Source organism: Nostoc sp. ChiVER01 (assembly GCF_034531155.1).
Classification (GTDB): domain Bacteria; phylum Cyanobacteriota; class Cyanobacteriia; order Cyanobacteriales; family Nostocaceae; genus Nostoc.
In genome coordinates this window covers 240,122-251,687 of the sequence record NZ_JAVRBS010000009.1, presented here as the reverse complement: position 1 = coordinate 251,687, position 11,566 = coordinate 240,122, and the positions used below count along the sequence as shown (strand labels likewise).

The following is an 11,566-nucleotide window of genomic DNA, read 5'->3' as shown; positions in this document are numbered from 1 at the left end:
TGTCATCACTGCCAGAAGCCAGTGTCTTGCCATCGGGGCTGAAGATTACGCTACTGACCCTACTGCTATGCCCAGTCAGGGTTTTCATGGCTTTGCCTGTGCTGATATCCCAAAGTTTGATGGTGTTGTCATCACTGCCAGAAGCCAGTGTCTTGCCATCGGGGCTGAAGACTACGCTACTGACCCTACTGCTATGCCCTTCTAAAGTATTTACCTCGATCGCACGATTTTCTTTTTTTTCATTTGGCTTTAAGTAAACCGCTTGCTGTAAAGTTGCCACAGTGTGCATTAAGGTATCGCTTCTGTTATGTGCCCAAAGTGTATGCTTGAGTTTGCTACCTGCCTTTAAGGCTGCTATTAAAGCATCTGGGTATTGTCCAGAGACAGCAAAGGCTTCAGAAGAATTATTGATGGCGTTAATTTGACTAACATTTGCCTCTACTGCCCACTGGAATGTTGCTGCTGCTAAAACAGCAAATCCTAAACCTGCGGTTATGGAACCAAAAAGGGCGCGTTTGAAAACACGATTAAGTTTTACTTCACTTTGTTTTCTTTGTTCTCGTTCTTTTTCTAGTTCCGCCATTACCTGCTTTAACTTCGGTTCCTGTTGCTGGCGGATAAAGGCGGCGATGTAGTCATGTACCAGTTGATAACGGTCGGCGGGGTTTTCTGGTAGCAAAATCACTAAGCCGGATTGGACAAAAATCTCTAATATTAAATCTAATTTACTGATTTCAGAAGCTTGTTCCGCCCTAGCTTCTGATCCCCCCGCCTGGGTTGACCCCCTTAAAAAGGGGGTTGAAAGAATAAAGCCCCCCTTTTTTAGAATGGTTGGGGGGATCTCCGAGAAATACGGCATCAAATCGCGTTCCAACTCAGCGCGAGTCTTGAGTGGGCGAGTTCCTTTTTCATCAGTCAGCAAATACAGTAATATGTCTGCTGCTTGGTGATTTTCTTCACCACAATCATGAACAACTTCATTTAAATAACGCTTAACCAATTCGCCCTTAGTGCCACGCTGCCGATATTCTGCCAGAGTTATAATATTCTCCGTTTGCAGTTGTGCCCCTACAACCTGCAACTCAATGGGACGAACTTCACCCAATTCTCCGGCTAAATCTTGCACCAGTTGTTCAACTAAAGCAGGTTCTAAGCGAAAACTAGTATTTTCGGTTAAACGCTGAATAATTGATTTTGTATCAGCAGGTGAGAAGTTCCCCAATTTGTAAAGCACATTATTACTGAGAATGTCATTGCCAATAATCTTGAGACTGGGCAAATCATTGCACTCTAGCAAGTAATGAATGTAATCTACCCGCAGCGATAAGATAACTTTCACCGATAGAACATTCAGACACTCTCCCAGAAACTCAAAGAATTGCTTCCTTTGTGCAGGTTCGGTGTAAACAAAGAAAAATTCCTCAAATTGATCGAAAATTAGGACTGTGCGGAGGTTATGCTGTTCGTTTTCTTTGAGTCTGGATATCAAATATTGCGTAGTTCCGAGTTTTGAGGCTGAACGTTGACCTTCTGAGGGTGGAAGTTGACCTTCTGAGGCTCGACGTTGACCTTCTGAGGGTGAACGTTGACCTTCTGAGGCTCGACGTTGACCTTCTGAGGGTGAAAGTTGACCTTCTGAGGCTCGACGTTGACCTTCTGAGGGTGAAAGTTGACCTTCTGAGGCTCGACGTTGACCTTCTGAAGGTGAAAGTTGACCTTCCGAAGCTGAAAGTTGAGGTTCTAACTCTCCCCACTCCCCATTCCCCATTCCCCATTCCCCACTTCCTCCCAAAAGCCTCCCCAATTCTTCCACCCAGTTGGTATAAACACGCATTATCACGGGTAAATAATCTTGAACACCGATCGCTTTATTCTTTAAAGCTGGTACTAATCCCGCATTCACTAGAGAACTTTTGCCGACACCCGATTGCCCATGAATTACTATCAACTTATAATCAGGGCGACCCATGCGTTCAATTAAACGTTCTACATCCAATAGGCGACCAGATGCAGCAATTTCTGGGGCAATATTTCCTTGGGGAGAGTTTGAGCGCAATGTCTCTACAAATGCCTGTTTTGTAGCTTCTAATTTACCCGCACCAATAAAAGCCCGCAAACCAAATTGCTGTTCAATAGAAAGCCGTTCCTGTTTGATTTTGTATGCTTTGAGATATTCTTTTTGTTTAAAGTAAAGCTGCTGCAAAAACCTGAGAATATCCAAGTAAAGTCTGACATCTTCTAAGGGATTACCAACATTACTAGCATTTTCTAAGCTGAGAGTTGCCTGTTTAATTTCACCTGAATGGTATTGAGAACGACCTAAAATAAACTGATATAAGCTTAAATCTTTTGATTTTAAATCTCTTTCGGGAATATCAGATAAAATTCCTGATGTATTTGCTGATTCCAGATTGGGAATCGTAGAAAAAACCTTTAAGGCTTGCTGAACTAATTGATTTGCTTTCACCCAGTCTTTTTGAGCTAAAGCCACCTCAGCTAAAAAACCGTAATCCTTGGCTAATTCTCTTAGCTGGTTGTTATTTTGATGGATTACTAGAGCATTTTCTGTAAGGCTTTGCAAGGTTTCCCACTTTTGCAAGTCTCGCAAGATATCACCGAACTTAACTACTGCATTAGCAATTAAATCTGGACTTTTGAACTGGTTAATAAAATTTATATACTCTTGAATATAATGCCAAGTAGCTTGCCAATCTGGATGATTGATATCTTGATGTTTAAAAGCTTTTAAATAATAGCAAAAGCCAATGTCACCGAGGATTTTTGCCTGTCGTTCTAAATTTTTATTTTCCTGCCAAAGCTTTAAAGCTTTGTGATAATACTCTAACGCTGAATCTTTTTGATTATTTATCTGTTTGATAAAACCTAACAAAGATTCTAAATCAGCTTGAATTTCTAAATTATAAACATCGGGCTTTTTAAGTAAATATCTTTGCGCCGATTCTAACTCATTCTCCAATTTAATATATACATCGGCGCTAAAGTTTAAGTTATTACTAAACCATTTATTAGCCGTTTCGATAATAAAATCTACTAATTCTTGCGTTGATATGGCAAAATCTCTCGTAGTTGCCCAACTTTCTAAATCTGGCGCAAGCTGTATTAGTTGCTTGTAGATTTCATCGTCAATCCACAACACTAAAGGAAAAGCAAAATTCTTGCGAAACTCTTCCCGCACCTGATTGGCAGAAGTTAACATCACAGACAAATTCTGCACTGATTCTAAACCCACAACCATCACACAGGCTGGTATTTCTGCGCCAAATTCTTCCTGAACCGCAGTATAAAGAGTTTTGTTAGATTGCTGCACTGCCAAGACACGAATTTCAACTTGACAAATTTCTTGCAATCTGGAGATTAAGCGATCGCGCAAGCTAGCATAATTACACCGTGCCAATATCAGCTTAAACTGTCCCACGGAGGATTCGATCGCCCAAGCTAATTGTTTCAGAGAGCGATTGCTGTTTACATGGTCATCTTGTGATGGTTGCAAGTCTGTCATAAGTCATAAGCTGACGTAAATCTAAAGTGTAGGAGGCAAAGGAAGAATTAAAGATTACAAGTTAAACTTCCTGGCGTTTTAACTCCTGTATCAATACTTGAGTACGTTTGCTAGCTTCTCTTGCTTGCTGTCTAAAATACTTGGCTTGCTGACGGTCACTTAAACACACTTCAGATGCTTTTCTACTAAATTGAACAGCTTGTTTACTGAGTTCTTGAATACGAGTCTTTAACTCTGGGATTGTTTTCATATTTCCTCCTGTTCTGAAATTACGAATCTGGGTTTTACCCCACCCTAACCCTCCCCTTATAAAGGGGAGGGAAAGAGATTTCCTGTTTCCCCCCTTTATAAGGGGGGATTAAGGGGGGTAATTCAACTTGTCTATACACTACCTGATTCCTCACTGCAACTCTCTGGCCTCAGCCAAAATCGGATTCACATCAAACCAAGTCTCGCCACTATCCCGATATTCAAACACAAACCGACTACGAATCAGTTTTTGATATCCGTGGTCATCACTCACCTTTTTCCTTTCCTTGACATGACGTAACAATTGCCACTCATCTTCAGAAATTGGCAACATGATTTCATTCCGCCGAGAACGAATAACTTGCTCTAAGGTTTCACGGGTTAAGGGAAGACTCATCTCTTCCATAATCCAGGTGTTTAGCAGCCTCAGCACATCCCGCACATGACCACCGCTCATTTTACACAAGCGTTCTAGGCTAGCAGCATTATCAAAAATTTCGGTAACTTTATTTAAACGCTCCTCTGGTGTTATATCAGGAAAAGCTCTAGCTAATACCATCTGCTGCATGAGTGCCATTCCCTGTGTATGAACACTGCCATCAGTCTTTTGTACAGGTACCATTGGCAACACTTTGGGGTCTTCTGGGAAACGCTGAGTTAGCATTCCGTAATCATTGGAAAACTTCAAAGACAAGGGCATGGTGTAGATGAGATGACAATTCAGCTTGGTCAAAAACTCACCTTGATCGACAAATAAATATTCCTGTTGTGGACGACCCCAAGGTTTGACACGATTATCTATGCGGTCAAGATTATCGACAATTACCACCAGACCATTTTTACCCTGCTGTTTGAGTTTAGCGATCGCAGGTTCTAATAATTCTTGATTAATCGCTTCTAACAGTTTAGTTTTTTGCGGTGCTAAATACTGATTGAGTTTTTCTCGCAGGGTTGGGTCATTTTTCATCTTGCTAGTGATTTCACCAATCCCCACAGATAGAGAAAGTTTTTCTTTATCTGCGGATAAACCAACATCACCAAGCACCGGAACCTTTACTTTTGCCGCCGTCACCTCGGAGTTTAAGACCTTCCAAGCACCTTGCAGCAACTCATTAAACTTGTTAGGTGACTCCAGTGTAATTTTATCCAGACTTTGACTCACCCGCCGAGCGATCGCTAGCAGCACATCAGCAATATCGACATCGGTCATTTCCAAATCGTCACTGGACTCAAAATAGACCACATGGAAGCCTAATTTTTCCAGTTCTGCTTGTAACCGTAATAGTTCTGTCGATTTCCCACAACCAATATGCCCAGTAAATAACGTGCAAGTGGGTTCATTGGGCTTAAAAAAAGTAATTTTCTGTTTCAGCTTGCCAAGAATATCACCACCTCGTACTGAGGAAAAATCTATGTAATATTTGCTATCAGAGCTATGGTTGACAAACAGAGTTCTGCTGGGATCGCTAGCCTGATAAAATTCTCGTAAATCTATGGGCATAATGCTGGTAGTGCAATTATCTGGTATTGTCTTAACATATCCTTGTTGAAAAGGATAAAATTATTTACATTTTTGCATCTAGATTAAAGAACCGATTTGACATCTCAAAAGTTGCAGCAAGCCTCTTAAGCATCAACCGAATAAAACAAAGATTTCAATTAATTAGTAATCTGTCCAATTAGTGAATGATGTTGCTAGAAGATGTAATATGCAAAATGTTATTCATAAATTGCTATTTTGCAGGTATATGTAAAAGGATGCGTAAAGGAGTTTGTTGAAGTATTCAGGATTATGGTTAAAGTTCAGATAATTAGAAAAAAAGTTTTATGGAAAAATGATTTCCTATTTCCAGCAGCAATATGGCTTGCCAGCCGAATCTTCATTTGGACTGCTATGTTGCTGATTGCGCCAAAACTACCGTTACCAACAGAAGAATTTTTGCCCCATTTTGGCTGGGGGGTTGTTGATGCATGGGATAGTATGCATTACCGAGCGATCGCTACTTCTGGATATGAATTTGTCAATGATGGCAAGCAACACAATCTGGCCTTTTTTCCCCTATTTCCCTTAAGCATTTGGGTTTTGATGAAACTGGGCTTGCCGTTTGAATTAGCAGGTACGTTAGTCAACAACTTGGCATTTTTCGCAGCCCTTTACTGTTTGTACTTTTGGATTAAAGAGAATCATGGCATCAATGCAGCGCAATGGACGACTGCTGTAGTTTCTTTGTATCCATCTTCCATGTTTACGGGGGTAATTTACACAGAGGGGCTGTATTTGTTTTTGAGTACGGCGGCTTTGCGGTCGTTTGATCAAAAGCAGTATGGCTGGACTGCCCTTTGGGGCGCGATGGCGACAGCAACACGTCCTACAGGTATGGCACTAATTCCAGCATTTGCGATCGCAGCGTGGAAAGAACGCCGACCACCCATTGCCTATATAGCTGGTTTTAGTACCGCTATTGGCATACTTCTATTCAGTTTGTATTGTGCGATTTATTTTGGCAATCCTTTAGCTTTTATCGAAGCACAACGGGGATGGCGGCCAACTCTGGGGTTTGATTGGCAGGGTTGGTTAAATATGCTCATGCAAATTGTAGTCGGCACAAATAATTGGCAATTTGGTTGGGTTCAAAACCCCTCTGGCGGAATTGAAGACCCCTGGTATCTGTTGTTGTTTGGTGCGATCGTTGGCAGTGGCTATCTTTTATGGCGTTTCCGTCAACGTTTTAGTTCTGTAAAATTATTTTATGGCTTTTATGCTTTACTCTTATTTTTGTTGATTATGGCAAGTGATGAGTGGATTAATAACTTGCTCAACTTGTTCATGGTCTTGGGTGGTGGGTATGTGTTGTGGCGCTTACACAAGCAACTTACCGCAGTTACAGTTATTTATGGTTTTTGTGGTATTGGTTTGCTGTTAGCTTCTGGAGGTACTATCTCCTTGAGCCGTCTTGCTTATGGTATTGTACCTTTGAATATAGCCATTGGTGTGCTGCTATCTCGCCATCCTCGTCAGGGATATTTAATATTGGGCGCTTTTGTGACGCTACTAGCCAAAATAGCTGTAGGATTTGCCCAAGAGCGCTGGGTTGGTTAGAGGGTTTGATCCATATATTTAAATTTCCTAATGAATGTATCCAATCAAACGAAGATAGCGATCGCTTCATTATTTGTAGGTGTAGGTGCTATTTCTTTTGGCTCTATTTTTATGAAATTGAGCGAAATTGAACTCAGCCCCAGTGCCACTGTATTTAATCGCTTTTGGCTTGCTAGTGTGGTCTTTTTGCTTTGGCAGGGATACAAGGCAATACGGCAGCGATTTTCTTTAGAAAAACCTGGAGAACAGCAAACCTACACCAGTCAGGATCTTTGCCTATTGCTAGGCGCTGGTATTTTTTGGGCTGCCACTTTAGTCTTTTTGGCTTGGTCGCTGACTCAAACTAGCGTTGCGATTTCTAGTGTGTTGCATAACCTCGCTCCTATATTTACTAGCTTAGGAGTGTGGCTGTTATTTCGTCAGGGTTTTGAGAGGCGATTCCTAATTGGAATGGTTATTGCGCTTGGGGGAGCGATCGCTATTGAATTTGAGGAACTGCAAATCGCCATAAATGAAGTTCACGGGGGTTTTGCTGCGATCGTTTCTGCGGTTTTCTTAAGTGGATACCTGCTAATTGTAGAAAAATTACGAACTAAATTTTCTCCCGCGATAATCCAGTTGTGGATCAGTGCGATCGCGGCTTTAGTCATTTTACCTATACTTTTGTTCACTCAAGATCAGGTTTTCCCCTCTACAGTCAATGGGTGGCTTTGGGTGATTTCTCTAGCCGTAGTCTGCCAAGTTTTAGGTCATGGGCTTTTGACCTATAGCCTTGCCAAGTTTTCTTCTGTGGTTGTCTCCTTGGTGCATCTGTTAGAGCCAGTATTTAGTGGCATTTTCGCTCTGGTAATATTTTCGGAAAAATTAACTTTCTCAAATTGGGTAGGTTTTGCTGTAGTTTTAATAGGTTTATACTTAGCCATATCTAGCCAAGCTACTCTTAATTTGTCGTTTCAGGAATCAGTCAAAACTATAGTTAACACTTTCGTTAAAAGTATGACGCTCAAACTGTCATTACTAAAGCAACAATTCTCTGAAACACCAGCTTTATTAGGAGCTATCTCATTATTTGTTGCCCTAATTCCCATATCTTTGGCACCATCTCTAGCAAAATTGTGCCAACAAGAAATTGGTGCAAATGCTGTAGGATTTCATCGCAGTTGGATGGCCGCAGTCGTCTTTGGTCTGTGGAATGGGCTTGAGGTTTTGCGTCGCAAACAATCTGATTGTCAACCTATAGAACAGAAGCCTTTTACAAAACAGGACGTGTGGCTGTTATTAGCAATGGGAACTGCTGCAACTACCTCCCTATTGTTGTGGGCTTGGTCGCTGAGTCAAACTAGTGTTGCTAACGTGGCTTTACTTTCTAATTTGAACCCTTTATTTGTTGCTGCGGCTGGGTATCTGTTATTAGGTCGGCGCTTCGATAACAGATTTGTTATTGGTTTGGTGATAGCGTTGGGGGGAGCGATCGCCTTTGAACTTCATAAGATGCAATTTGCAACTGACCAAATACTTGGTGATGCGCTAGCATTTTTAACCGCCGTTTTTATTGCCACCTATTTGCTGCTAATAGAACAACTGCAAACCCGATTTACTACCGCAACCATAATGCTCTGGCGCTGCGGTGTGACTACAATGTTTATGTTACCTATCCTCCCATTTATCGAGGAGAGATTGTTTCCCTATTCTTGGATGGGTTGGTTTTTCATCATTTTTCAAGCTCTCTTTTGCCAAGTGTTGGGTCAGGGGCTTATAACTTATAGCCTCAGCAGACTCTCATCAGGCATTGTCGCAGTTACCCTTCTCCTCAATCCAGTCCTGTCTTCCATTTTTGCTTGGTTTATTTTTTCAGAACAGGTAGGTTTGTTTGATTGGGCAACTTTCGCTGTAGTTTTATTGGGTATTTATCTAGCCCAATCTAGTCAATCCACAGTTCAAATAACAAACGAAGGCTCATAGCTTTATAACAGCTAATACAAGTTCATTTATCTATTTGCAAATTCGATTTGCCCGCGATATTTGGATAGCTTAGATTGATTAATATCATTCCATTCATTGGTGGTTTAGCAATAATAAGATCCCTAACTTATTTAATAAGTTGGGTATCTATGGCTTTTGGGATAATTAATTTTTGATAAGCAGTGTAAATCCATTAGCTGCTCCTATAATTTTACTACCTGTTAAATTTATTTGCTGTAAAGCATCATTGTCTAATAGCAAATAAGATTTATTAGATAACATTTTTTGTAAAACTGGCACAGTTGCAGCAGTTACCTTGCAATCGCTGTAAAAGTCTAAACTAGGACGATCATAAGCAAAAGAAGTATAAATTTGTGTTCCGGGTGAAACATTTGCCCGAATTAATTCCGCTACTGGTTTAACAGGAAAAGCTTCATTCAATTCCCAAATCCATGATTGCGAACTCATCAACAGTGCTAAAACTAAGTACATCCCAGAAAATAATACTGGAATAAAGTTGCGATCGCGCTGTTTAACTAGCCATGCTGCGATGCCCATACTTATTGCTAAAACAATACTCATGACTATTAAAATAGGTTCTTTTTCAATAAAAAAGTAAACACAACCTCCTAAACCAGCAATAGAAATAATAGCTAGAAATATTGTCATTCGTCCCTTAAAATGACCATCCTGCCAAATATCGCTAAGTTTAGCACCAATTGCCAAAGCTAAAAATGGATATATAGGCATAACATACCAAGGGAGCTTAGTTCTCATTAAAGAGATAGTTCCTAAGTAAACGATTGTACCAATAATAATTAGGCGACTCCAGGTAGTATGACGTTTTTTGCAAGCTAGATAAAAACCTCCCGGCAAAAATAATAGCCAAGGAAAACTATACTTAATTATCTCAATTAAATAGTACCAGATAGGCCCACTATGACCTTCAACAGATTGTGTAAGGCGATTAAAGGTTTGTGCTTGAAAATTCACTTGGAAGAAGTTTTCGCCATAATGTTGCCATTGAGCAACAAACCAAGCGATCACAGGCGCATTTCCTAAAAACATTCCCACTAATAAATAGGGGCTTTTTAACAAAGCAAATTGCCGATCTGCAATGAGAAATAAACAAGCGATCGCTCCTAGCGGCAAAACCATCATCCCTTTAGTTAGAGTTATTAACCCTAGACAAAATCCCACACCGAGAGCATACCAACGATTCTGACGTGCTTTTAGCAAACAAAACAACAACAGCAAAAAAAAGGTAATAGTTGCACCATCTAGCATTGCTAGCCTTCCGTGACGCACCACAGGCAACATTGTCAAGTAAACTAAAGCGGCAAACAAAGCTGGTAAACTTTCGTTAAAAAGCAAACATCCCACCGAGTAAAGCAAAGGTACACCCAAAGCAGTTAACACTGCACCCGGTAGACGTGTTGTCCACTCATTCACGCCTCCGATAGAGTAAGTCCAAGCAATTAGTAAGTGCATCAGTGGTGGCTTATTATGATAAGGTTCACCTCCCAAGGTGGGGTAAAGCCAACGCATTGAACCAAATGGGGCACGCCAAATTTCACGGGCTACCTGTGCTACAGTGCCTTCATCCCAATCTCGTAAAGGGGAGTTTCCCAAACATATCAGCCATAGAACTAGAGATATTATCAGTAGGCTAAATAACCATTCTTTTTCTCGGAATAGACGCATATCTAAAATCGGGATAATCATCTCAAAGACTGTAAGGCGATATTTTACCCCAGATTCTGCAATGGAAGTTTGGTTACTTTGATTTGAGTAGTTCAACCTTGCGATCGCTCAAAATGCCAGCGTCAATCATGCGGTGATATTCTTTCTAGTAACTTAGACTAATTCCGTAGCGAAAAGCCTTCCTTCAATTGGTTCATACTCATCTTCTAGTAACCATAACTTGGCTGCATTATAGTCATTACTAGAAAATACAATTTTATAACCCTGCGCCGGATCATAAACTTGACAGTTATCTTCACTGTTGCAAAGCAATAAAAGAATATATGGAGGAGATAACATTGGATCTATCCATACTTCTGTAAATTCCCAGTTATTCTTCACTCGGTCTTGTGCGGGGGATGACGTGGTATTGGTCGTCTGCATTGATTTTTATCTCCCCATAGTAAAGTAGACATTTGAATAAATGAAGTACCGGAATATAGCCAATGAATACTGATAGAGTCATCTTTAGCACCCAGTGGATTGCTGTTAGGGAATCTTCTAAAGGATTTCAATATTTGGAACGAAATGGTAAGGATTCAGTTGCGGTATTTCTTTTGAGAAAGAGCGGCGAAAATCCGGGACAGTATGATGTTCTAATTCGACACCAGCATCTCTGTATTGATAATCAAGAGGTAAATGGAAGACTAAAGCTTTTTCCCTGCCCGATTACAGGTGCATTGGATGAAGGGGAATCACCAGAAGCCGCTGCCATTCGAGAGGTCTATGAAGAGACAGGATATAGGGTTCAGGTTTTACCTTTAGGGAAGTATATCGTTGGTACTCAGGTGAATGAAGTCTGTTATTTGTATTATATAGATGTTACAGGTATAGTGCCGGATAAGGCTCAAGAGGATGGAACTTATTTGGAGTCCATTGGTAGAAACGAATGGCATCCCTTTAATTATCTAGAAATGTGTGAGTACTCGGCTTGTCAGATTGGATTCTTTAAGCTGCGAAAGATACTTTTTCAAGAGAGTTAGTTTTATTCT

The 11,566-nt window shown here is 40.7% G+C and carries 8 protein-coding genes and 1 pseudogene; 3 read left to right on the top strand and 6 right to left on the bottom strand.

Annotation, left to right across the window (positions count from 1 at the left end; genetic code table 11):
• The 3 genes and pseudogenes from RMY00_RS14950 to RMY00_RS14940 all read right to left on the bottom strand — a co-directional run.
• Nucleotides 1-3,520 (bottom strand): annotated as a pseudogene (locus RMY00_RS14950) (ribosome assembly protein 4); the annotation flags it as partial.
• A gap of 61 nt (nucleotides 3,521-3,581) precedes the next feature.
• The gene (locus tag RMY00_RS14945) at nucleotides 3,582-3,770 is read right to left on the bottom strand and encodes a hypothetical protein (protein ID WP_322648276.1); all 189 of its coding nucleotides are present in this window, start codon (nucleotides 3,768-3,770) and stop codon (nucleotides 3,582-3,584) included.
• Nucleotides 3,771-3,920: 150 nt separating this feature from the next.
• Nucleotides 3,921-5,270: a P-loop NTPase fold protein gene (locus RMY00_RS14940; RefSeq protein ID WP_322648275.1), complete on the bottom strand. Its 1,350-nt coding sequence runs from the start codon at nucleotides 5,268-5,270 to the stop codon at nucleotides 3,921-3,923.
• A 291-nt stretch (nucleotides 5,271-5,561) separates the two neighbouring features.
• Between RMY00_RS14940 and RMY00_RS14935 the strand changes: the two genes are divergently transcribed.
• Together RMY00_RS14935 and RMY00_RS14930 are read left to right on the top strand one after the other, a co-directional pair.
• Nucleotides 5,562-6,869, top strand: a complete 1,308-nt coding sequence (locus RMY00_RS14935) for a mannosyltransferase family protein (RefSeq protein ID WP_322648274.1) — start codon at nucleotides 5,562-5,564, stop codon at nucleotides 6,867-6,869.
• A gap of 30 nt (nucleotides 6,870-6,899) precedes the next feature.
• Nucleotides 6,900-8,831: a DMT family transporter gene (locus RMY00_RS14930; protein ID WP_322648273.1), complete on the top strand. Its 1,932-nt coding sequence runs from the start codon at nucleotides 6,900-6,902 to the stop codon at nucleotides 8,829-8,831.
• A 165-nt stretch (nucleotides 8,832-8,996) separates the two neighbouring features.
• Here the strand turns inward: RMY00_RS14930 and RMY00_RS14925 are convergent, their stop codons facing one another.
• The 3 genes from RMY00_RS14925 to RMY00_RS36170 all read right to left on the bottom strand — a co-directional run bounded on the left by RMY00_RS14925 (nucleotide 8,997) and on the right by RMY00_RS36170 (nucleotide 11,040).
• Nucleotides 8,997-10,535 (bottom strand): glycosyltransferase family 39 protein, encoded by a 1,539-nt coding sequence (locus RMY00_RS14925; RefSeq protein ID WP_322648287.1) that lies wholly within the window; start codon nucleotides 10,533-10,535, stop codon nucleotides 8,997-8,999.
• Nucleotides 10,536-10,688: 153 nt separating this feature from the next.
• Nucleotides 10,689-10,958, bottom strand: a complete 270-nt coding sequence (locus RMY00_RS14920) for a hypothetical protein (protein WP_322648272.1) — start codon at nucleotides 10,956-10,958, stop codon at nucleotides 10,689-10,691.
• Nucleotides 10,906-11,040, bottom strand: a complete 135-nt coding sequence (locus RMY00_RS36170; protein ID WP_416212068.1) for a DUF6972 family protein — start codon at nucleotides 11,038-11,040, stop codon at nucleotides 10,906-10,908. The genes RMY00_RS14920 and RMY00_RS36170 overlap by 53 nt, the downstream gene beginning before the upstream one ends.
• On the opposite strand from RMY00_RS36170, the gene RMY00_RS14915 reads away from it, so the two are divergent.
• Nucleotides 11,021-11,557 (top strand): NUDIX hydrolase, encoded by a 537-nt coding sequence (locus RMY00_RS14915; protein WP_322648271.1) that lies wholly within the window; start codon nucleotides 11,021-11,023, stop codon nucleotides 11,555-11,557. The genes RMY00_RS36170 and RMY00_RS14915 overlap by 20 nt on opposite strands.
• Nucleotides 11,558-11,566 lie beyond the last annotated feature (9 nt).

Bases quoted from the DNA above. Each gene is read 5' to 3' on its own strand.
- RMY00_RS14945 (WP_322648276.1), bottom strand. From the start codon at position 3,770: ATGAAAACAATCCCAGAGTTAAAGACTCGTATTCAAGAACTCAGTAAA.
- RMY00_RS14940 (WP_322648275.1), bottom strand. From the start codon at position 5,270: ATGCCCATAGATTTACGAGAATTTTATCAGGCTAGCGATCCCAGCAGA.
- RMY00_RS14935 (WP_322648274.1), top strand. From the start codon at position 5,562: ATGGTTAAAGTTCAGATAATTAGAAAAAAAGTTTTATGGAAAAATGAT.
- RMY00_RS14930 (WP_322648273.1), top strand. From the start codon at position 6,900: ATGAATGTATCCAATCAAACGAAGATAGCGATCGCTTCATTATTTGTA.
- RMY00_RS14925 (WP_322648287.1), bottom strand. From the start codon at position 10,535: ATGCGTCTATTCCGAGAAAAAGAATGGTTATTTAGCCTACTGATAATA.
- RMY00_RS14920 (WP_322648272.1), bottom strand. From the start codon at position 10,958: ATGCAGACGACCAATACCACGTCATCCCCCGCACAAGACCGAGTGAAG.
- RMY00_RS14915 (WP_322648271.1), top strand. From the start codon at position 11,021: ATGAATACTGATAGAGTCATCTTTAGCACCCAGTGGATTGCTGTTAGG.
- RMY00_RS36170 (WP_416212068.1), bottom strand. From the start codon at position 11,040: ATGACTCTATCAGTATTCATTGGCTATATTCCGGTACTTCATTTATTC.